20 protein-coding genes and 1 tRNA gene are annotated in these 21792 nt (G+C 64.6%); 11 read left to right on the forward strand and 10 right to left on the reverse strand.

What is annotated here, in order from left to right; translation table 11 throughout:
- Nucleotides 1–94: 94 nt before the first annotated feature.
- Nucleotides 95–168, forward strand: a tRNA-Gly gene (locus NV382_RS00250).
- A gap of 1372 nt (nucleotides 169–1540) precedes the next feature.
- On the opposite strand, the gene NV382_RS00255 is transcribed toward NV382_RS00250, so the two are convergent.
- The 5 genes from NV382_RS00255 to NV382_RS00275 are packed head-to-tail and all read right to left on the reverse strand — an operon-like array spanning nucleotide 1541 to nucleotide 6127.
- A complete protein-coding gene (locus NV382_RS00255; RefSeq protein ID WP_260598568.1) occupies nucleotides 1541–2665 on the reverse strand; it encodes a winged helix-turn-helix domain-containing protein in 1125 nt (374 codons plus the stop codon).
- A 38-nt stretch (nucleotides 2666–2703) separates the two neighbouring features.
- Nucleotides 2704–2964, reverse strand: a complete 261-nt coding sequence (locus NV382_RS00260) for a hypothetical protein (protein ID WP_260598569.1) — start codon at nucleotides 2962–2964, stop codon at nucleotides 2704–2706.
- A 38-nt stretch (nucleotides 2965–3002) separates the two neighbouring features.
- Complete coding sequence (locus NV382_RS00265; RefSeq protein ID WP_260598570.1) at nucleotides 3003–4622, reverse strand: DHA2 family efflux MFS transporter permease subunit; 1620 nt, start codon at nucleotides 4620–4622, stop codon at nucleotides 3003–3005.
- Nucleotides 4609–5685, reverse strand: a complete 1077-nt coding sequence (locus NV382_RS00270; protein WP_260598571.1) for an HlyD family secretion protein — start codon at nucleotides 5683–5685, stop codon at nucleotides 4609–4611. The genes NV382_RS00265 and NV382_RS00270 overlap by 14 nt, the downstream gene beginning before the upstream one ends.
- The gene (locus NV382_RS00275) at nucleotides 5678–6127 is read right to left on the reverse strand and encodes a MarR family winged helix-turn-helix transcriptional regulator (RefSeq protein WP_260598572.1); all 450 of its coding nucleotides are present in this window, start codon (nucleotides 6125–6127) and stop codon (nucleotides 5678–5680) included. Before NV382_RS00275 ends, NV382_RS00270 begins: the two co-directional genes overlap by 8 nt.
- Before the next feature lie 284 nt (nucleotides 6128–6411).
- Here NV382_RS00275 and NV382_RS00280 point away from each other — a divergent pair, with 284 nt between their 5' ends.
- From NV382_RS00280 to NV382_RS00295, 4 genes are all read left to right on the forward strand, one after another.
- Nucleotides 6412–8901 (forward strand): TonB-dependent receptor, encoded by a 2490-nt coding sequence (locus tag NV382_RS00280; protein WP_260598573.1) that lies wholly within the window; start codon nucleotides 6412–6414, stop codon nucleotides 8899–8901.
- Nucleotides 8902–8974: 73 nt separating this feature from the next.
- Nucleotides 8975–9658 (forward strand): Fe2+-dependent dioxygenase, encoded by a 684-nt coding sequence (locus tag NV382_RS00285; protein WP_260598574.1) that lies wholly within the window; start codon nucleotides 8975–8977, stop codon nucleotides 9656–9658.
- A 24-nt stretch (nucleotides 9659–9682) separates the two neighbouring features.
- Complete coding sequence (locus tag NV382_RS00290; RefSeq protein WP_260598575.1) at nucleotides 9683–10525, forward strand: diacylglycerol/lipid kinase family protein; 843 nt, start codon at nucleotides 9683–9685, stop codon at nucleotides 10523–10525.
- Entirely contained in the window at nucleotides 10522–11304 is a 783-nt protein-coding gene (locus tag NV382_RS00295) for a metallophosphoesterase family protein (RefSeq protein ID WP_260598576.1), read from the forward strand. Before NV382_RS00290 ends, NV382_RS00295 begins: the two co-directional genes overlap by 4 nt.
- A gap of 268 nt (nucleotides 11305–11572) precedes the next feature.
- Here NV382_RS00295 and NV382_RS00300 read toward each other — a convergent pair whose 3' ends face one another.
- From NV382_RS00300 to NV382_RS00315, 4 genes are all read right to left on the reverse strand, one after another.
- Nucleotides 11573–12610 (reverse strand): glycosyltransferase family 2 protein, encoded by a 1038-nt coding sequence (locus NV382_RS00300; protein WP_260598577.1) that lies wholly within the window; start codon nucleotides 12608–12610, stop codon nucleotides 11573–11575.
- 181 nt (nucleotides 12611–12791) lie between these two features.
- Nucleotides 12792–13349 carry a 30S ribosomal protein S9 gene (gene rpsI / locus NV382_RS00305; protein ID WP_260598578.1) on the reverse strand — a complete coding sequence of 186 codons (558 nt, stop codon included), beginning with the start codon at nucleotides 13347–13349 and terminating at the stop codon, nucleotides 12792–12794.
- The gene (rplM, locus tag NV382_RS00310; protein WP_260598579.1) at nucleotides 13349–13828 is read right to left on the reverse strand and encodes a 50S ribosomal protein L13; all 480 of its coding nucleotides are present in this window, start codon (nucleotides 13826–13828) and stop codon (nucleotides 13349–13351) included. Before rplM ends, rpsI begins: the two co-directional genes overlap by 1 nt.
- A 277-nt stretch (nucleotides 13829–14105) precedes the next feature.
- Nucleotides 14106–15143, reverse strand: a complete 1038-nt coding sequence (locus tag NV382_RS00315; protein ID WP_260598580.1) for a COX15/CtaA family protein — start codon at nucleotides 15141–15143, stop codon at nucleotides 14106–14108.
- Between the two features lie 119 nt (nucleotides 15144–15262).
- Here NV382_RS00315 and NV382_RS00320 point away from each other — a divergent pair, with 119 nt between their 5' ends.
- From NV382_RS00320 to NV382_RS00340, 4 genes are all read left to right on the forward strand, one after another.
- Nucleotides 15263–15652 carry a MerC domain-containing protein gene (locus NV382_RS00320; RefSeq protein ID WP_260598581.1) on the forward strand — a complete coding sequence of 130 codons (390 nt, stop codon included), beginning with the start codon at nucleotides 15263–15265 and terminating at the stop codon, nucleotides 15650–15652.
- Between the two features lie 58 nt (nucleotides 15653–15710).
- Nucleotides 15711–16178 (forward strand): Fur family transcriptional regulator, encoded by a 468-nt coding sequence (locus NV382_RS00325; protein ID WP_260598582.1) that lies wholly within the window; start codon nucleotides 15711–15713, stop codon nucleotides 16176–16178.
- Nucleotides 16179–16809: 631 nt separating this feature from the next.
- The gene (dxs, locus tag NV382_RS00335) at nucleotides 16810–18735 is read left to right on the forward strand and encodes a 1-deoxy-D-xylulose-5-phosphate synthase (protein WP_260598583.1); all 1926 of its coding nucleotides are present in this window, start codon (nucleotides 16810–16812) and stop codon (nucleotides 18733–18735) included.
- A gap of 1 nt (nucleotide 18736) precedes the next feature.
- Nucleotides 18737–19441, forward strand: coding sequence for a helix-turn-helix transcriptional regulator (locus NV382_RS00340; protein ID WP_260598584.1), 705 nt, complete (start codon nucleotides 18737–18739; stop codon nucleotides 19439–19441).
- A 19-nt stretch (nucleotides 19442–19460) separates the two neighbouring features.
- Here the strand turns inward: NV382_RS00340 and NV382_RS00345 are convergent, their stop codons facing one another.
- On the reverse strand, nucleotides 19461–20132 hold the full coding sequence (locus NV382_RS00345) for an RBBP9/YdeN family alpha/beta hydrolase (RefSeq protein WP_260598585.1): 672 nt from the start codon (nucleotides 20130–20132) through the stop codon (nucleotides 19461–19463).
- A 252-nt stretch (nucleotides 20133–20384) separates the two neighbouring features.
- Between NV382_RS00345 and NV382_RS00350 the strand changes: the two genes are divergently transcribed.
- On the forward strand, nucleotides 20385–21128 hold the full coding sequence (locus NV382_RS00350) for a TlyA family RNA methyltransferase (RefSeq protein ID WP_260600501.1): 744 nt from the start codon (nucleotides 20385–20387) through the stop codon (nucleotides 21126–21128).
- Nucleotides 21129–21238: 110 nt separating this feature from the next.
- Entirely contained in the window at nucleotides 21239–21790 is a 552-nt protein-coding gene (locus tag NV382_RS00355) for a TspO/MBR family protein (RefSeq protein ID WP_418066721.1), read from the forward strand.
- The last annotated feature ends 2 nt before the right edge of the window (nucleotides 21791–21792 follow it).

The raw sequence follows: 21792 nt of genomic DNA on the forward strand, positions 1-21792 counted from the left end.
CGGGCCACGATTGTGCCACTGACAATCCGTCAAGCAAGGCTGCGGCGGCCGATCTGTGAGATGCACGCAGGTTTTCGGTCCAAGCCCTTGATATGCGGGTGTAGCTCAATGGTAGAGCAGAAGCTTCCCAAGCTTACGACGAGGGTTCGATTCCCTTCACCCGCTCCAGATCGTCTCCTGTGGACCTCATGCCGCCCCTGGTGCAGCCTGGATCGGGCATAAGCCACGTCTGATAGTGGTTGAAAGCGGAATGGCGGCTTTCGGCGAGGTGGGCTGGAAAGCGGACACCATAGATCACCGAGTTGTAAGCAGGCGCTTTCTATACAGCGCATCCGGTGACTTGGCCGCTTCGATCCGAATGCGGCGATGGAGCACTCCCAACACCAACGGGCCACCTACTAAGAGCAGCCCGACAAGCACCTCTATAAGATCCGGCAATCAGCCAGCCAGCAAGCTGCTCCATAAACGAGCGCAAAGAACGCGAACCATGTGAATGCAGCGACATCAACTAGGAGCATCGGCTTCCTGCTTTGATAGTGCTGGTGTGCAAAACGCCAAAACGTTGCTCTCATGCCACCCTCTATTTCGATTTCGGGTCAATCGTAACGTCGGTCGAGAACCGACGTTTGTGGCGCGTTCCCTTCGCCCGCTCAACCGACACGTACCGTTTTGTGCTGGGTAGATACGTTCGTTCCGCGGCTGCGCTCAACGTCCTGAGTATGGCGAACATGTAAGACGCCGCTCGACTAAGCTGCGGAAATGCGCGATACTTTAAGAATGTTTCTCGACTACGGTTTGCTCGCCTCCGAGCGAGAAGTAGCTCACCTTCTGGGCGTCAATATCCTCTCGTTACGATCTTACGCAGATCGATTTCAGACGCACTGGCTCTGCTGGATTGTATAGACGAGAATAGAAAGGCGTTTGAATTTTCCTCTCCGCAACATCGTCAATTTATTAAGTGGAAGTTCATTGCCATCGAGAGTGGCATAATAGCCACCTACAATGCTTTTGAGGTTCTTAGACAAATAGCGGAACTCTACCCAAAGTCACCAACGATCACCCCAACGATGGACGAAGAGTCGTTTTTAAAAGCACGCGAAATCTTCGAAGCATATCTTCCCTCAATGAATAGATCGGTTCGGACGGGAGTAGCGCACGGGGCGCCTGCGCACGCATCCATCAAGATGCACGAAAAGCACATGCCCGACGGCGGGCCTTCAATAATGAGTATGCTAAGCGATCGGACTTTTCAGTCCACATTGCATGGTGGCGCGCCCACGTTCACGGTAGACCGCGAAAGGAGTGAAGCGATCAGCGAGGTCGCATATCTTGTGCTGCAAGCATTCGTTGGATCCACGGAATTCACAAGCAGGTACAACTCTGTCAATCAGTATGACAAAGAAGACCCAGTAATTGTCCCCATACAATGACGCAACGCCAGCGTGGCTACCTAGGCGTTTTCTAACCGTCGATAACCAACCAAATGCATGAATAGGCACGAGCACTTTTCACCCGAATACATCGGCGGAGTAATTCGGCGCTACAACCCCGGCAGCCGCACTGTCTCCAGCCCCAGCCAATCGGCCATGCGCCGCAGCTCCACCTCCAGCCGCTCCATCGTTTCGGCAGGGGCGCCCGGCTCTAGCCCGATCTGTTGCACCACCAGGCATTTGCGCTGCCGGTCGGCTTTCAGGTCCACGCGCGCCACGAGCCGCTCGTCGAGCAGGAAGGGCAGCACGTAATAGCCATGCAGGCGCTTGTCCGCCGGCACGTAGATCTCGATACGGTAGCGGAAGCCGAACAGGCGCTCGGTCCGTGCGCGCTCCCAGACCAGTGGGTCGAACGGCACGAGCAGTGCTGCGCCCCGGATTTGCCGCGGGCGCCGGGCGTCGCGGTATAGATAGGCGGTCTTCGTCCAGCCGGCGACCGCCACCGGGATTAGCTCACCATCCTCGACCAGCGCCAGCACGGCGGTACGCGCCTCCTCCGGCTTCAAGCGGAAATAGTCGCGCAGGTCGGTCTCCGTCGCCACGCCGAGCGCTACCGCGGCGCGTTCGATCAAGGCGCGCTGCGCGTCGGTTTCGCTCGGGGTCGGGAGGGTGAGGGTGGCCGCCGGGATCACCCGCTCGGTCAGGTCATATACCCGCTCGAAACTGTTGCGGCGCGTCGCGGTGGTGATGTGCCCCGCCCAAAACAGCCATTCCAACGCCTGCTTGGTGTGCCCCCAGGCCCACCAGCCGGACGTGCCGCGGCCTTCCTCGAAATCCGAAGCGGCGAGTGGCCCGTCGCTGCGGATGCGCGCCAGGATCGCCTCCGCTTCCGCCCGCCGCTCGGTGGCGAAGGGTCGCATCGCCTTCCAGCCGGCCTCGCCACGGTCGGCGCGCGCCATGCGCCAGCGCAGCAGTGGGTGCAGGTCGAGCGGAAGCAGGGACGCCTCATGCGCCCAATATTCGAACAAGCGGCGCTCGCGCTTGGCGCCCCAGGCAGCGGCCTCGAGTAAGCCCCGATCGTAGCTGCCCAGCCGGGAGAAAGCCGGCAGGTAATGCGCGCGCGCCAATACGTTGACACTGTCGATCTGATGCAGCACCAGCCGCTCGATCGTGCGGCGCAATTGTACCGGGCCAACGCGCGGCGGAAGCGGGCGGCCGAAGCCCTGCGCTGCCAACGCGATGCGGCGGGCCTGGGCGAGGGGCAGGGTTTCGATCAGGGTCGACCCGCCCGATCGGCGGCACGCGCGTAATCCTCCGCTGCACGCCGCTCGCGTGGATCCTTGAAGGCGACGGCCGGATCGGGTGCATCGCCCAGCGCATGAAGTAGCGACCACAAGGCGAACCGCCGCCCCGGCTCCGTCTCGGTGCCGAAGGCGGTGCCCAGCCGCTCGACGCCGCGCTCGAAGGCGGCATCGTCGAGCGTGTCGAGTTCGGTGGTGGCAAAGAGATGCTGCAGCAGCGCGTCCAGGTCCATGGCGCCCGGCGTGCCGAAAACGCCGGCCGCGCGCAAGGTCAGTCGAAGTGCACGGCGGGCGCGTCGTCCTTCACACCAGGTGGCTTGGGCTTGGGTCGCTTGAGCAGCAGCACCAGCGGGATCGCGGCCATCGTGAGGATCATCATCAACTTGAAATCGTCGAGATAGGCGATCATCGCGGCTTGCTGGTTGACGATGCCGTCGGCCATGGCCAGCGCCGCATCGGTGCTGCCGCCGAGGATCGAGCCGACCAGCGGATCAGCGGCGGTGAGCCCACCGGCAGTGACATGGCTGCCCAGTTCGGCATGGCTGGTCTGCAGATTGCGCGCGAGCAGCACGGTGACGGCGGAGATGCCGACCGACCCGCCGATATTGCGCGACAGGTTCATCAGGCTCGCGCCTTCGGTGCGCTGGTGCGGCGGCAGCGTGCCGAAGGCCATGATGTTTAGTGGGATGAAGATCAGTCCTAACCCGACGCCCTGCACCAGCCCGGTGACGATGAACGGGGTGGAGCCCATCTCGATCGTCCAGCCGGTCATGTCCCACAAGGAATAGGCCGCGATGATCAGCCCGCCGCCGACCAATAGCCGCGGATCGACATTCTGCTTCATCAGCCGCCCGGCCACCGCCATGCTGGCGACGATGCCGATACCGCGCGGCATCAGCAGGATGCCGGTTTCCAGCACGGGATAGCCGAACAGGCTCTGCAGCATCGGCGGCAGCAAGGCGAGCGAGGCGGTCATCAGCACGCCGATCACGATCATGAAGCCGATGCCGGTCAGCAGGTTGCGATTGGCGAACAGGCTGCGTTCGAACATCGGGTTCTTGGCCGTGAACAGGTGCACGACAAACATCCACGCGGCCGACAGCGCGACCATGCCCTCGATCCGCACTTCCCACGAATCGAACCAGTCGTTGGTCTGGCCGCGATCGAGCATCAGCTGAAACACGCTGATCGCGATCGCCAGCATCGAGAAGCCGAACAGGTCGAACTGGCGCAGGCGGATCTCGCGCGACGGCAGCAACGCCCAAAGAATCGCGAAGGTCGCGATGCCGACCGGCACGTTGACGTAGAAGCACCAGCGCCAATCGTAATTGTCGGTCAGCCAGCCGCCGATCACCGGCCCCAGGATCGGCCCGACCATCACGCCCATGCCCCAGATCGACATCGCGCCTGCCTGTTTGGAGGGCGGGTTGATGTCCATCATCACCGTCTGGCTGAGCGGGTTCATGAACGCCGCGGCAATGCCCTGCAGCACGCGAAAGACCACCATCTCGGGCAGGTTGATGGCGAGCCCGCACAGCATCGAGGCGAGCACGAAGCCGACCACGGCATAGAGGAACAGGTTGCGGCTGCCGATGCGGTCGGCAAGCCAGCCGGTCATCGGGATGGCGACGGCGGAGGCGACGATGTAGCTGGTCAGCACCCAGGTGATCGTGTCGGCGGTGGCGCTGAGCGAGGCCTGCATGTGCGGAAGCGCCACGTTGGCGATGGTCGAATCGAGGATCTGCATGATCGTCGCGGCCATCACGCCGACGGTCAGCAACGGCCGGTTGCTGGTGTGCAGCGCGGCGCGTTCGCCCGCCGGCTCGGCCGCTTCGGTCGATGGCGTCTCGGCAAGCGGCTCGGCGCCGCCCGCCGGGTTAGCGGTTGCCATGATCGCGGACGTCGACCGTCACGTCGGCCGACAGGCCGGCAATCAGCGGGCGCGGGCTCTGTTCGTCGATCGCCACGCGCACTGGCACACGCTGCGTCACCTTCACCCAATTGCCGGTCGCGTTCTGCGCCGGCAGCACCGAGAATTCGGAGCCGGTACCGGCGCCGATCGACTGCACATGACCCTTCAGCTTCAGGCCGTGATAGGCGTCGAACGTCACTTCGGCAGGCTGCCCGACCCGCATCTTGTTGAGGTCCGTCTCCTTGAAGTTCGCCTCGACCCAGGATCGGTTGCTCTTGACGATCGACACGGCAGGGAGCCCGGTGACCATCATCTGGCCGACCTGCAGCCGGTCCGACTGGCTGATCGTGCCGCCATAAGGCGCGTAGGCGGCAGTGCGGCTGAGATCGAGCGCCGCCTTGGCGCGCTGCACCTGCGCCGCGGCGATCGCCGGGGAAACCGACGCGCCGCCGGTTTCGAGCTTGGCGCGGGCCTCTGCCTCGCCGGCCTGTGCATTGCCGAGCGCGGCGCGCGCCTGCTGCAGGCTATGTTGCGCCTGTTCCAGCCGCGCGCGCGTGGTGAAGCCCTGCTTCATCAGCGCCGCCTGGCGGTTGTAATCCTGCTCGGCGGCCAGGATCTGGTCGCGCGCCGCCTGGATGTCGGCATCCTTGCCGCGGAACGAGGATTGCAGCGTGGCGACCTCGACCCGCGCATTGGCGATCGCGGCATCGGCCTGGCTGACGGCGATGCGGTAGGGATCGGGATCGATGCGGAACAGCAGGTCGCCCGCCTTGACGCTCTGGTTCTCCCGCACCGCGACCTCGACGATCCGCCCCGCGACATCCGACGAAACCGATACCTTGTCCTGTGAGACATAGGCATTGTCGGTCGACACGAACCGACCCGCGGTCGCCCAGAGATAGACCGCCACCAAGATGACGAGCAGCGGCACGCTGATCATCAGCGCGGTGCGGCCCCAACGGCGCTTGGCCACCGGCGGCGTGTTGATCGTCACCTGGGGTGTTTCGGCGGCGAGAGTCTGCTGGGGGTCGGCGTCAGCCATTGGCCTGGTCCTGTATGTCGGGCGCTGAGAGATTGTGACGGATGGCGTCGAGCGTGGCGGACAGTTCGCGGCGGCGATCCTCGTCGATCCCGGCCAGCGCGTCGTCGAACAAGCCGCCCGCGATGACCCCGAGCTTGTCGAGCAGGGGGCGCGACTTGTCGGTCAGGAATATCTGCCAGGCGCGCCGATCCGCCGGATTGCGGCGGCGCTCGACATGGCCGGCATCCTCCAGCCGATCGATCATGCGGCACAGGGTGATCGCCTCGACCTCCAGCAGATCGGCCAGGCCGCCCTGGTTGATCCCTTCGTTGCGGCTGAGCGTGGTGAGCGCCCGCCACTGCGCGCGCGTCACGCCGATCAGCCGCGCGCGCTCGTCGAAACGCCGCCGCAGCAGGCGCGAAACGTCGCTGATCAGGAAGCCGACATTGTCCATGCCGCGCATATAGTAAGCATGCTTACTTCCGGCAAGCGGCTTTGCTGCGCCGCAGCATGGGTTGGCGTCAGACGGTATGGATTACCTCATTCCCATTCGTTCGTGTCGAGCGAAGTCGAGACACTTGCGCTCCGGATGGTGTCTCGACTTCGCTCCACACGAACGAGGGGCGAACCCGGGCGTGATGCTCCGTCTCCAGGAAACTCAGCTCGATTTGTGCGAATTAGTCGCAATAGCGTTGACAGTGCGAGTGACTCGCAATAGCGCGTTTTCCGCTACCTGAGGGGGAATTGATGCGTACCGATCCGACTACCTGCCGCTCCATCGCCATGCCGGCGTTCCTGGCACTCTCGTGCGTCGGCACCTTTGCCACTGCGCCGGCCGCCGCCAGAGGCGTGGAGACGCCCGCCGCAGCCGACGACGGCGTCAACGACGGCAGCTCGGATGACGGAAAGGAAGATGTCGTCGTCCGCGGCGCCCGTACCAAGGAAGTCGAGAGCCCCAAGGCGACGCGCGCGCTGATCGATACGCCGCAGACGATTACCGTCATCGGCGACCAGACGATCCGCAAGCAGAACCTGCTCACCCTGCGCGATGTGCTGCAGACGGTGCCGGGCATCACCTTCGGTGCGGGCGAGGGCGGTGGCGGCTATGGCGACAGCATCAACCTGCGCGGCTATTCGGCCAATAACGACATCACCATCGATGGCGTACGCGACAGCGCGCAGTACAGCCGCAGCGAGACGTTCAACCTGCAGCAGATCGAGGTCTATAACGGCGCGAACAGCGTGTTCAGCGGCGCGGGCTCGGTCGGCGGCACGATCAACCTTGCGACCAAGGTGCCGCAGCGCGAGAATTTGACGATCGTGCAGGGGGGCGTCGGCACCGACGATTATTACCGCGCCACGGTCGACAGCAACGTCCGCGTCAGCGATCTCGTCGCGGTACGCCTGAACGGCGTGTACCATCATAACGACGTGCCGGGCCGTGACGTCGAGAAGAACAAGCGCTGGGGCGTGGCACCATCGGTGATGATCGGGGTCGACAGCCCGACCAACCTGATCATCCAATATCTGCATCAGAAGGACAATAACGTCCCCGTCTACGGCGTGCCTTATTATCGCAACGCCTTTTTCGACGGCCCGCTGCCCGGCGTCGATGACAGCGATTATTACGGCATCCAGAACCTCGACAAGCAGGACATCCTGGTCGACCAGGCGACGGTACGCTTCAATCATGCGTTCAGCGACAAGGTGTCGATCCGCAATCTCAGCCGCTGGCAGCGTGTCGGCCAATATTCCAGCACCAGCGCCCCGCAAGGCACCTATTGCCTGCCCGGGGCGACCGCCGGAACCGGGATCGCCGGTACCGGCGCTTCTTGCACGACGCCGGGTTTCTACGTGCCGAGCGGCCCACGCGGGAACATCCGCGACCAGGAAAACCAGCTGCTGTACAACCAGACCGATCTGCGAGCGGTGTTCGACACGTTCGGCCTCGAACATACGGCGGTGCTCGGCGTATCGTTTACGCAGGAGGATTATTCGATCGTCAGCGGCAATGTGCTGCGCAACCCCGATGGCACGACCGTCGCCCAGCCCAACATCGACATCTTCAACCCCAACACGACCTATACCGGCCCGGTGAACTTCATCGGCGCCAGCCGCGCGCAGGGCGACAGCACCAATGCCGCCGCCTATCTGTTCGACACCGTGAAGATCGTGCCGCAGCTCGAGGCCAGCTTCGGCCTGCGCTACGAACATGCCAAGGCGCGCTTCCGCAACGACACCTATTCGACCGCGACGCCGACCCAGGCGGCGCCCAACCCGCCGCCGCTCGGCACCTACACCCGGGGCCTCAACCAGTTCAGCGACGAGAACCTGTTCTCGTACCGGCTCGGCCTCAACTTCAAGCCGATCGAGACGGTCAGCCTGTACGCGTCCTACGGCAATTCCACGACGCCGACCTCCGCCACGGCGCGGCTGGGTTGCGGCACGCTGATCACCGCGCCCTCGGGCTCGGTCGATCCATGCGACGTCCAGCCGGAAAAGGCGGTCAATTACGAGATTGGTGCCAAGGCCGACCTGTTCGGCCGCCGGCTGCAGCTGACCGCCGCACTGTTCCGCAACGATCGCACCAATTACCGCGTGCAGACCAACGATCCGATCGTGCCGTCGCTGCCGGTGACCGACGGGCATTCGCGGGTCGATGGCATCGCGCTCGGCGCCAGCGGCAACATCACGCCGGCGTGGAGCATCTTTGCTAACTACACCTATCTCGACAGCGAGGTGAAGCAGAGCGTGTCGAACTATTGCCTCGCCAATCCTGGCCGCCTGACCACCAACACCGCGACGCCGCCGGTGACGACCAATGTGTGCGGCAACTCGACCGCCGTGCTCGATCCGCAGGCCGGGCAGCATCTGAACAACACGCCCAAGCATTCGGGCAGCCTGTTTACCACCTATACGCTGCCATTCGGCCTCCAGCTCGGCTACGGCCTGACCTATCAGGGCAGCTTCGCGCTCAACAACAGCGCATTGGTGACGCCGATCGCCGCCGGCGCCAGTGGCCTAGCCAACGGCACCGCGTTGACCCCGGTGTTCCACAGCAAGGACTATCTCACGCACCGCGCCTTCCTGTCCTATCCCGTCACGCCCGGCCTGACCGCGCAGGTCAACGTGCAGAACTTCACCAACACGCGCTATTTCACCAGCATCCGCAACAATGGCTGGGCGGTGCCGGGGGAAGACCGCTCGGCGGTGTTCAGCCTGTACTACAGCTTCTGATGCCGCCTGCGATCGGGGTGGCGCTTGCCCCCCGATCGCGCCACACCATGGCAATGACCCGGAACCTCAACCGATGCTGACCGCGATCCCCGATGTCCTGGATGCGGCCGGCGTCGCGCGGCTGCGCGCGATCATCGATGGCGCCGAGTGGGTCGACGGCAACGTCACCTCGGGCGCGCAGAGTGCGCTGGCCAAACGCAACGAACAATTGCCCGAAGACAGCCCGCAAGCGCGCGAGGCGGGCGGCATCGTGCTCGACGCGCTCGGCCACACGCCGTTGTTCGTTGCCGCGGCCCTGCCGGCCAAGGTCTTCCCGCCCTTGTTCAACCGCTATGCCGGTGGCCAGGCGTTCGGCACGCATATCGACAATGCGATCCGCATGCAGCGCGGCACCGATTTCCGCATACGAAGCGATCTCTCTGCCACGCTGTTCCTCGAGCCGCCCGAGGATTACGATGGCGGCGAGCTGGTGATCGAGGATAATTTCGGCATCCAGTCGGTCAAGCTGCCGGCCGGCCACCTGCTGCTGTATCCCGCCTCCAGCCTGCACCGCGTCGAGCCGGTGACGCGCGGCACGCGCACTGCCTCCTTCTTCTGGATCCAGTCGATGATCCGCGACGATGGTGCGCGGCGGATCCTGTTCGATCTCGACCAGGCGGTGCAATCGGTAGCCATGGCGCAAGGGCAGGGGGATGCCGCCGTCGTGCAGCTGACCGGCGTGTATCATAATCTGCTGCGGCGCTGGGCCGAAGCCTGAAGTCGCGCGACTTTAGCGCAGGTCGTGCGTTCGGGGGCGATGAACAGATTATGGTTCGTCACCAACCCGTCGTCGGGATCCACCAGCGAAGCCAAATGCGAGGCGATCGAGGCCGTGTTCGTCGAACGCGGGCTGACGCTCGTCGGCCGCTCGCACTTCCCGCAGGACGATCTGCCGACTCCGGCATCGCTCGACACGGCTAATGTCGATACCGCGGTGCTGTTCGCCGGTGACGGCACGATCAACGCGGCGATCTCTGCGCTGGCCGAGTGGCAGGGTTCGATCCTGATCCTGCCCGGCGGCACGATGAACCTGCTCGCCAAGACGCTGCACGGCGATGCCGATCCCGCGGCGATCATCCACGCCGCGCACCAGGGCGGCACGCTGGTCGCGCTGCCGTTTGTGGAGGCAGGGCCGCACCGCGCGCTGGTCGGCCTGATCCTCGGGCCCGTCGCCAGCTGGGTGCGGGCGCGCGAGCTGGTGCGCGCCGGACGGGTGCGGGGGCTGGCGCGTGCGGTACGGCTCGCCTGGCGGCGCACTTTCACACGCGGCATCCGCATCGAGGGTGTGGCCGCGCTGCGGCATCGTGCGCAGGCGATCTTCGTGCGCTCGCTCGGTGATCGGCTGGACCTGAAGGCGATCGATGCGCGCGAATGGGGCGCGATCACCCGGCTCGGCTGGGAGTGGCTGACCGGCGACTGGGTTGCCGCCGAGGCCGTGACCGCGGTATCGACGCAGCACTTCCGCATCGCCGGGCACAAGCCGACGCTTGCCTTGTTCGATGGCGAGCCGGTGATGCTCGAGCCGCACACGACGTTTCGCGGCGGCATGACCCGCCGCATGTTCAACAGCACCAAGGGGGATTGATGCGCCTGTTCCATGTCAGCGACGTGCATTTCGGATGCGAGGACGAAGCCGCGGTCGCGTGGTTCGAACGGCTGGTCAAGGACGAGCGCCCGGACGCGGTCATCATGTCCGGCGACCTGACGATGCGCGCCCGTCGCACGGAATTCGACGCCGGGCTCGCCTGGCTGCAGCGGCTCGCCGTGCCGACCACAGTCGAGGTCGGCAATCACGATCTGCCTGCCTACAATCTGTTCACGCGGTTCGTGCGGCCGTATCACCGCTACCACAAGGTCGAGCGGTTGATCGAAAAGCCGCTCGACCTGCCAGGCGTCGCGATCGTGCCCTTGGTCACCACCGCACGCTTCCAGTTCCGGCTCGATTGGTCGAAGGGCAATGTGACGCGGCGCGAGCTGAACAAGGCGCTCGCTTTGGTTGCCGAGGCACCGCAGGACGCTTTGGTACTCGTCGCCTGCCACCACCCCCTGATCGAAGGCCATACGCGCGCTACCTCGGACACCCGGCACGGTGCCGAGGCGCTGGCGGCGCTCGCCGAGGCCGGGGTGGCCGGGGTGCTCACCGGGCATGTCCATGATCCGTTCGACATCACGCACGATCTGGATGGCCATCGCATCCGCATGATCGGCGCCGGCACCCTATCCCGCCGCACCCGCGACACACCGCCCTCGTTCAACGAAGTGCGCATCGACGGCGGCAAGTTCGACGTCGTGGTGCGCACGCTGAGCCCGGAACCGGCGCGCGTGCTGCCGCGCGAACATGCGGTGGAGGATGCGGGGGCCTGAGTGGCGCTTCTAGTGGAAGCCGTTCGTGGGCTTGTCGAAGCACGTGAGCCGATGCGGAACGCCCGTGGCTCGCCCTTCGACAGGCTCAGGGCGAACGGAGATTAGGACACGCAAATGTTCAATCCCCACGCCGTCACCCCGGACTTGTTCCGGAGGCCACCGTGCCGCACGCTCTGCGTTCACGGCTCCATCGCCTGCGTAGGCTGATAAGTGGACCCCGGAACAAGTCCGGGGTGACGGCGGGCGGCACGAACTAAGGGATGGTCCCTCAGCCCGCCAACGCAGACCGCGCCCGAACCCACGAACTGCTACGCAACCAGCGCTGCCCCCGCGCGGCACCCAGGGCGCGCGCAGGCTCGCCGGCCAGGAACATCTGTCCCGCGCGCGACCAGCCGATGACATGCCCCGCTTCCTTGCAGGCGCGTGCCCAGAACACCGCGCTCGCCAGCCGCAGCGCCTGTTCGTCCACCATGCCGCTCCGCTGGTTGGCGCACCGCAGCCGCCCGAACCATTCCTCGGCCCAACGCAGATAGCCGGCATCGGCGGCGACGACCGACATCTTCGGATAGCCGAGCTGGACGTGTCTCGCCACCTCGTCGGGGCTTGCCTGCAACCCCAGGCGAGACAATTGCTTGGCGAATAGCACCAGCTTCAGCGCGTGCATGTCGCCGACGCGTTCGTGGATCGTCTGGCCTTTGTGCAACCGCCGGTCGATCAACACCGAGGGCAAGTTGGCGGTGCGATGGTCGGCTGTGATGCGCTGGAACTGATCGACATCCTCGCATACCGGAAAGTCCGACCCGTACGGGTAGCGCCGCAGGATCGCCGTGCGGCCGGTGATCGCCGAATTCTGGAAGGCCGATCGGAACAGCAGCCAGGCGACGATGTCCTCATGCTCCAGCGGCGGCACGCGCACCCCCAGACGGCCGCGGCCTTCGATCCCCATCTTGCCCGCGCAGGCGCCAACGAAGGCGACATCGGGGTGCGCCATCAGATAGGCGAGTTGTTCCTCGATACGCGTCGGTCTCGCCACATCGTCGCTGTCCAGCCACGCCACATATTCCGCGCGCGCCGCTGCAAGTCCCGCATTCCTCGCCTGCGGAATGCCGCAATTTCGCTCCAGCCGGATAATCCGCACCCGCGCATCGCCGAACCGTTCGGCAATTGCGGCGCTGTCGTCGGTTGATCCGTCATCGACGACGAGGAGCTCCAGGTCGCGATGGGTCTGCGACAGCACGCTGCGCACCGCGGCACCGATCGTGCCTGCCCGGTTGTAGACCGGGATGATGACGGAAACCTGCGGCATGAGGATCCAAGGCCTTTACGCTAACGCTACAACGAACACTACCTAGACGTAGGCCCGAGCATTTTCCCCTGATAGCACATAAAGTGTTGGGCAAGAGGCCGCCGACGGTGGCGGGCGGTGACAACGAAAAGGGCGGCCCGTTGCCGGACCGCCCTTTTGCGTTGTTCGAGGAGCTGAAAGCTTAGCGCTTCGAGAACTGGAAGCTACGACGGGCCTTCGCCTTGCCGTACTTTTTGCGCTCGACCGTACGGCTGTCGCGGGTCAGGAAGCCTGCTGCCTTCACGGCGGCACGCAGCACCGGCTCGTACTTGGTCAGCGCCTGGCTGATGCCATGCTTGACCGCGCCGGCCTGGCCCGAAAGACCACCACCCTTGACCGTGCAGATCACGTCGTACGCGCCATCACGCTCGGCGATGCCGAACGGCTGGTTGATCACGAGACGCAGCGTCGGACGGGCGAAATAGGTTTCCTGGTCGCGACCGTTGATCGTGATCTTGCCCGAACCCGGCTTGATCCACACGCGAGCGACGGCGTCCTTACGACGACCGGTGGCATAAGCGCGGCCCTGCTTGTCGATGATCTGCTCGCGCAGCGGCATCGGCTCACGCTCGATGACCGGCGCCGACGGCGCATATTCGTCACCAGCGAGGACCGGCGTGCTCACGCCGTTATTCTGGGTAGCCGGCTCCTGGTTGGTCAGGCCGGCGAGATCGGAAAGCGACTGGCGGTTGTCGGACATTATGCGCCCACCTTGTTCTTGCGGTTCATGCTGCCGATGTCGAGGACCTGCGGGTCCTGTGCGGCGTGCGGATGCTCGGTGCCGGCGAAGACGCGCAGGTTGCGCATCTGCTCACGGCCGAGCGGCCCGCGCGGAATCATGCGCTCGATCGCCTTTTCGATGATCCGCTCCGGGAAGCGACCTTCCAGGATCTTGCCTGCGGCCACGCCCTTGATGCCGCCGGCATAACCGGTGTGGCGATAATAGATCTTGTCCTTGAGCTTGTTGCCCGTGAACCGGACCTTGTCCGCGTTGATGATGATGACATTGTCACCGCAATCGACGTGCGGGGTGAAGCTCGGCTTATGCTTGCCGCGCAGGATGTTCGCGACGATCGAGGCCATGCGGCCGACGACCAGCCCATCGGCATCGATAATATGCCATTTCTTCTCCACCTCGTACGGCTTGGCCGACTTGGTGGTCTTCATCAGCGCCTTCATGGCAGACCTTCCAGTGTTAAAACAGAACGCGCCGCCATTTCGGGCAGCGCGAATGACGGTGCTAATGATCGTAAGGGGCCACGAAGTCAAGCTTTTGGCGGGTTTGCTGACGGGTATTGGGGTACCGCCGTCTTTCTGCGCTTGTCATCCCCGCGCAGGCGGGGATCCATAGTCTCTGACGGCGGCTGCAGAAGTGAGACGCTGCCCCGTATGGATTCCCGCCTCCGCGGGAATGACGCACTGCTGAGAGATGTTGCCAGGGCTTGAACCCTACTGTTCAGCCCGCCCGGCGCCCCAGCTGATGTGCCGCCATCACCACCGCGACCAGCAACAACGCCGCATTCACCTGATGCGCCACGGCGATGACGATCTCGACGCCACTCATCAGCGTCGCGATGCCGAGCAGGATCTGCAGCACGACCAGCGTGATGATCGCGTGGCCCGGTCCCATGCTGCCGGCGCGCCAGGAACGCACCGCCAACCAGATCACCGCGGCCGCGGCGATGAAGGCAGTCCAGCGATGAATGAATTGCACGACGATCGGATTGTCGATCGCATTGCGCGTGGCCGACCATCCCTCATGCCAGCCGCCCGCCGGGAACCAGGCATCGCCCATCAACGGCCAGCTGGAGAAAGCATAACCCGCATCGAGCCCGGCCGTGAACGCGCCGAGCAGGATCTGCACGAATAGCACCAGCAGGGCGACGATCGCTACGGGTCGCAATCGCGCCGGGCGGGCGAGGGGATTGGCGGCAAGCTGGCGCAGGTCGAGCGCGGTCCATACCGTGCCTGCAAGCGTCACCAGCGCGGTGCTCAAATGCGTCGCCAGCCGCAAATGGCTGACGTCGGTACGAACGCTCAGCCCCGATTTCACCATCCACCAGCCGATCGCGCCTTGTAGCGCCCCCAGCGCCAGTATCGCGGTCAGCCGCCAGCCATAGCCGCGCGGAATCTGGCGCCGTACGGCGAACCAGATCAGTGGCAAGGCGAACACCATGCCGATCACCCGCGCGAGCAGCCGGTGCAGATACTCCCAGAAGAAAATCCCCTTGAAGCCGGCCAGCGTCATGCCGCTGTTGACCTGCGTGAATTCGGGGATCTTGCGGTAATTGGCGAATTCCGCCTGCCACTGTGCATCGGTGAGTGGTGGAACGATGCCGGTCAGCGGTTTCCACTGCGTGATCGACAGGCCGGATTCGGTCAGTCGCGTGATGCCGCCGACTGCGACGATCGCCAGGATCATGCCCGCGACGATCAGCAGCCAGATCGAGATCGCGCGCGGACGCGTGGTGGAGGAGGTGGTGGCTTGAAGCATGGCGCATCTTACGGGAGCCGCGGCAGGCAGTCCATGATGGCCCGTTCCGACAGATCACGCAAAAAATAAGCTCATGATATATTGTAACCCAGCAGCCTCGATGGCATATGGGCTGCACGATGACGTCGCATTTCCACACCCGCTCACTCGGCTGGATCGAATCGCATGCCGATCGCCTGGCAATCGGCATTTCCGGCCTGTGCATGGTACATTGCCTGAGCAGCGCGGTGTTGCTCGCCTTGCTTTCCACGGCGGGCGGGCTGCTCAATCCCCTGTTTCATGAGGTCGGGCTGACGATCGCGATCGGCTTCGGCATTCTGGCACTTGGTCGCGGCATCGCGGCGCACGGCTATATGATGCCGGCCTCGGTCGGTGCATTGGGGCTGGGCATCATGGCGGGGGCGATGTCGCTGCCGCATGATGGCAGTGGCGGTGAGACGCTGTGGACGTTGGTTGGCGTCGGCCTGCTCGCGCTCGGCCATGATCTCAATCGGCGCGCGGTCAACTGAGGAGCGGGATCCGCCGGCGGCGCTTGCCCCGGACCCTGGCAGAGCTTACCTTAGGATCATGGCCTCGCATCATCATCACGAGCCGCAAGGCGCCGATCTGACCACCGCTGCACAGGCGACGCTGGAGAAATCCGGCGAACAATGGACGACGATGCGCGCGCAGATCTTCAAGGCATTGTCGAGCTTCGACAAGCCTGCCTCTGCTTATGACATTGCCGAAGCGGTCTCCAAGGCCGAGGGCCGCCGGGTCGCGGCCAACAGCGTCTATCGCATCTTGGATCTGTTCGTGGCGTCGAACCTTGCGCGCAAGGTGGAGAGTGCCAACGCCTATGTCGCCAATGCGCATCCCGATTGCCTGCACGACTGCATCTTCCTGGTGTGCGATTCCTGCGGCAACACCGTGCATATCGACAATGACGTGATCACCAACGGCGTCCGATCGGCGGCCGAAGCAACCGGCTTCTCGCCGGTGCGCCCGGTGATCGAGGTACGCGGCACCTGCGCGGCGTGCGATATCGTATCCTAAAGCCTCTTCCCCATCCGCACGCCCGGTACTGGCGCGCCCTGCGCTGACATTCTGGCGACGCGCTCGATCGTCGTATAACCGCACGCCAGATAGAGCGGTTCGCCGGCAAGCGTCGCCATCATTTCCGCCCGCCCCGAAGCCGGCGGCGCGCGCGGCCATTTCGGCCTGCGACAGGATTAGCCGGCCGACCCCGAGTCGCACGAACGCCGGATCGGTGTACATGACGCGGATCCGTGCCGGCTCATGCGTTGGATTGAGGAGCCGATCGTCGCGGAGCGCCACGCTGTGACTGCCCCCATACAGGGTCGCGCGCCGGCTCCGTCCGCCGCAGCCGGCTATATACCCCTCGGCCTCGACCACGAAATATGTTCCGTCGTCGATCAACTGCGTGTCCAGCCCCATGCTCTGGCGGCTTGCCGCTATCTCCTCGGGCGAGAGGAACGCGCGTTGCAACGATGCGATCGCGCGCTCCATCAGCGTAGCGATGGCGGGAACATCATCGCGTATCGCGAGACGATGGGTAAAGGCGGCCATCTCGCCAAATTGCACTTAGCGTGCAGGTAGCGTCAAGAAGTGGCGGGGGGTGAACCAGCCAATCGACAGGTGTTTCGCGCTCGGCTAAACCCCCCGAATGTCAGACGTTACCCAAACACCGCTGCTCGATACGGTCCACACTCCCGATGACCTGCGCAAGCTTGCCCCCACCGAGCTTCGCCAGCTTGCCGACGAGCTGCGCGCCGAAACGATCGCCGCGGTCGGGGTGACCGGTGGCCATCTCGGCTCGGGCCTTGGCGTGGTCGAACTGACGGTGGCGATCCATTACGTCTTCGATACGCCGCGCGACAAGCTGGTGTGGGACGTCGGGCACCAATGCTATCCGCACAAGATCCTGACCGGCCGGCGCGATCGGATCCGCACGTTGCGCATGGGCGGGGGGCTGAGCGGCTTCACCAAGCGCAGCGAAAGCGAGTATGATCCGTTCGGCGCGGCGCATTCGTCGACCTCGATTTCCGCCTCGCTCGGCTTTGCGATCGCCAACAAACTGGCCGACATGCCGGGCAAGGGCATTGCCGTGATCGGCGACGGGGCGATGTCGGCCGGCATGGCGTACGAGGCGATGAACAATGCCGAACGCGCCGGCAACCGGCTGATCGTGATCCTCAACGACAATGACATGTCGATCGCACCGCCCGTCGGCGGCCTATCGGCCTATCTCGCGCGCATGGTGTCGTCGAGCGAGTATATGACCTTCCGCAGCCTGGCCAAGAAGGTCGTGCGCAAGCTTTCCAAGCGCGTCCACAGCGCCGCTGAAAAGGCCGAGGAGTTTGCCCGCGGCCTCGCTACGGGCGGTACCTTGTTCGAGGAACTGGGCTTTTATTATGTCGGGCCGATCGACGGCCACAATCTCGATCACCTGATCCCGGTGCTGGAGAATGTGCGCGACGCCAAGGAAGGCCCGGTGCTGATCCATGTCGTGACCAAGAAGGGCAAGGGATATGCCCCTGCCGAGGCGGCGGCAGATAAATATCACGGTGTGCAGACGTTCGACGTGATCACCGGTACGCAGGCCAAGGCACCGCCGGGCCCGCCGCAATATCAGAATGTGTTCGGCGCGCAGCTGCTGAAGGAAGCGGCGACCGACGACCGGATCGTTGCCATCACCGCGGCAATGCCTTCGGGCACCGGGCTCGATGCCTTTGCCAAGACCTATCCCGATCGTTTCTTCGACGTGGGCATTGCCGAGCAGCATGCGGTGACCTTCGCTGCGGGTCTGGCGGCGCAGGGCATGCGACCATTCTGCGCGATCTATTCGACGTTCCTGCAGCGTGCCTACGACCAGGTCGTGCACGATGTCGCGATCCAGAACCTGCCGGTGCGCTTCGCGATCGACCGTGCGGGGCTGGTCGGCGCCGACGGCGCGACGCATGCCGGATCGTTCGACGTGACCTACCTTGCCACGCTGCCGAACTTCGTCGTCATGGCGGCGGCGGACGAAGCGGAACTGGTCCATATGACGCACACCTGCGTGCTGCATGACAGCGGCCCGATCGCCGTGCGCTACCCGCGCGGCGGCGGTATCGGCATCGCCTTGCCCGAAGTTCCCGAACGGCTCGAGATCGGCAAGGGCCGTATCGTGCGCGACGGCAAGAAGGTGGCGATCCTGTCGCTCGGCACCCGATTGGCAGAGGCGTTGAAGGCGGCGGATGCGCTCGATGCCAAGGGGCTGAGCACGACCGTGGCCGACCTGCGCTTCGTCAAGCCGCTGGATGAGGCGATGATCCGCCGGCTGCTGACCACGCATGAGGTTGCGGTGACGATCGAGGAAGGCGCGATCGGCGGGCTGGGTGCGCATGTGCTGACCCTGGCGTCCGATGAGGGCCTGACCGATGGCGGACTCAAGATCCGCACGATGCGGCTGCCGGACACATTCCAGGACCAGGACAAGCCCGACCTACAATATGCCGCCGCGGGGCTGGATGCGGATGGCATCGTCGAGACGGTGCTGAAGGCATTGCGGCACAACGATGCGGGTGTGATCGAGGGCGCGCGGGCCTGACATGCAGGTCGATGCAGCGTGTCTGTCGGATGCGGAGCGATCGACGTTGCTGCTATTGGCCGAGGGGCACACCGCGAAGAGCATTGCGGCGGAAGCGAACGTGTCGGTGCATGCCGTGAACGAGCGGCTGCGCGAAGCACGACGCAAGACGGGCGTGGGGAGCAGCCGGGAACTGGCCAGGCTGCTACGCGACCAGATACCCCAAGAAAATCGTGACGAAAAAATCGGGGTGGCGCCCGATGTGACGGCAGAGGCACGGGCAGATCTCCCGATCCAGCGACCCGCCGGCGGGGTCTCTGCGAAAGGAATGATCATCATGGCTTCGTTCACCCTGATCAGCGCCGCACTCGCCGCCGCGTTGCTTGGTATGATCTCCCCTACTGCATCTGCTCGGCCGAAGGTCATTGCAGCGCAACCTGGCGAGAGCGCGCACATTGCACCGGGGCCGTTCGTGCTCCGTGTCACCTTTGATCGCCCGATGCGCACCGGCAGCTATTCGTTCGTGACGATCGATGACGGCAGCTATCCGGACTGTGCCAAGACGCCACGGCAATCGGCCGACCGCAAGACGTTCACGCTGGATTGCACTGCCGCGCCGGGGCGCGTTTACGCGGTGGGGATAAATGGCGGACGCTTCTGGAACTTCACCGACGCCCAAACCGGTAGCCCGGCAGAGGCAACGATACTACGCTTCGCTGTACGATGATGGGATAGACCCTTGCAGGTCACCGCCTCAGATAATGTTCCTGTGCCGCGTCGGTGCCGTTGATCGCCAGGATCGATCGCGCATCGCTGGGCTGGCGGACGCGGCCCTTGCCGTCGCTGGCGGCTGCGATGACGCGGTCGAGCAGTTCCTGTCCTTCGCTCCACCAGCCGATCCCGCTGGCGGCGTTGAGATGCCCCTGCGCGCCGGCATCGATGAAATGGCTGCCCCAGCCAACCGCCAGGCTGTGCGCGCGATCGATGTCGATCCACGGATCGTCCTGACTGGCGACGACGATCGAGGGGAAAGGCAGCGGCGTGGTCGGTGTCGGCCCGAACGCCTTGAGTTCGTCCTGGGCCGATGGCCGATCGGCATCCGCGGGTGCGACGAGCAAGGCGCCGGCGACCGGCCAGCCATAAGGTTGGCGCGTCAGCTCCGCCCACCAGGCGACGGCAAGGCAGCCCAGGCTGTGTGCGGCGAGGATGACGGGCGCCTGCGCCTGGCGGATCGCCTGGTCGAGCTTGGTCACCCAGGCATTGCGGTGCGGTGTGTTCCACATGCCGAGTTCGACGCGCACCGTGTCCGGCCGCGCACTTTCCCATAAGGTCTGCCAGTGCGAAGGGCCGGAACCGCCCAGGCCGGGCACGGTCAGGATCGTCGGCTGAACCGGATCGAACGGCGAAAAGCTTCCCATGTTCGTGTCTCCAGATGCTGGCAGAAGACGTGGTCATGCGTGCTCTAGGGGACGCCGCACGGCCACGCCTTCCACCCATGAAGCTATTCCTACTGCGCTAGTAGGCAATAGGCTTGCGCCGAGATGAAGATGCGCCGCGCCAGTCCGATAAATGGTGAGCGGCGTCCGCTCCACCGCGCGACTCTCCCATCCAAGGCACGGGTGCGTTGTCGGCGCAGCGCTGCTACAGCCGCCGTCGAAGCGAGGGAACACATGGCGAAAATGCGCGTCGATCAGCTGCTGGTGGAACGCGGGCTGGCCGAGAGCCGGACACGCGCGCAGGCGCTGATCATGGCTGGCCTCGTCTTTGCCGGCACCCGCAAGGTCGACAAGCCGGGCCAGACGCTGGCCGACGACGTGCTGCTCGACGTGCGCGGGCGCGATCATCCCTGGGTTTCTCGCGGCGGCATCAAGCTCGCGCATGGCCTCGATCATTTCGGCTGGGACGTGAGCGGGGCGGTCGCCATCGACGTGGGCTCGTCCACGGGAGGCTTTACCGACGTGTTGATCACGCGGGGAGCGGTGCGGGTCTATGCCGTGGATAGCGGAACCAACCAGCTGGCATGGAAGCTGCGCCAGGATGACCGCGTGGTGGTGCATGAGCAGACCAGCGCACGGGTGCTGACGGCGGCGCACATTCCGGAGCCGATCGACCTGGTGGTGTGCGATGCGAGCTTTATCGGTTTGGCCAAGGTGTTGGACGTGCCGCTGCGCTTTGCCGGTCCCGATGCCCGGCTCATGGCCCTGATCAAGCCGCAGTTCGAGGCGGGGCGTGAGGAAGTGGGGAAGGGCGGCGTTGTGCGCGATGCGGTCGTCCATGACCGGGTCTGCCGCGAGGTCAGTGACTGGCTGACGGACGCCGGATGGCAGGTTGCGGGTATCGTCGAGAGCCCGATCACCGGGCCTGAGGGTAATGTCGAGTTTCTGATCGCAGCCACCAAAACAGCCGGTAACTGAACCGAGCCTCAGCGCAGAATTTACTTGCCGTTTTCCGCCGCGTTTCTTCTATACCTGCGCTGGCGCCGCCGATCGACTGGAGCGCATGGATCGAAAGGCGACATGGTTTGATGGAAATCGCTTCCAAGCAGCAATTGCGGCTGGCGTTTCTGCGCTGGGCCATCGTGACGGTGCCGTTGCTCTTGTTGCTCGGCTTCCTGTCTGCACGGCTGGTGCCTGTTGGATCGGCGAATAGCTGGTACGCGGCGCTCGCCAAGCCGGCGCACACGCCGCCCGACTGGGCCTTTCCCGTAGCGTGGAGCATCATCTACGTCCTGCTCGGCCTGGCCCTCGCAATGATCATCAACGCGCGCGGGTCGAGATTGCGTGGCCGGGCGATCTTGCTGTTCGCCGTGCAGATGATCGTCAACCTGGCATGGACTCCATTATTCTTCGGCGCGCACCAAATATTCTGGGCGTTGGTTGCGGTCGTGGTGATGTTCTTGCTCGCGCTCGCAACGACGTTCCTGTTCGGCCGGATCAGGACGGGGGCAGCGTGGCTGATGGTGCCCTATCTCGCCTGGCTAGTGGTCGCCGGCACGCTGACCTTCCAGATCCATCGGTTGAACCCGACCGCCGATACACTTGTGCCGCCAGCATCGACCACCCAAATTGATCTCTGATC

Origin of the sequence: Sphingomonas endolithica, from assembly GCF_025231525.1 — a bacterium.
Taxonomy (GTDB): Bacteria; Pseudomonadota; Alphaproteobacteria; order Sphingomonadales; family Sphingomonadaceae; genus Sphingomonas; species Sphingomonas endolithica.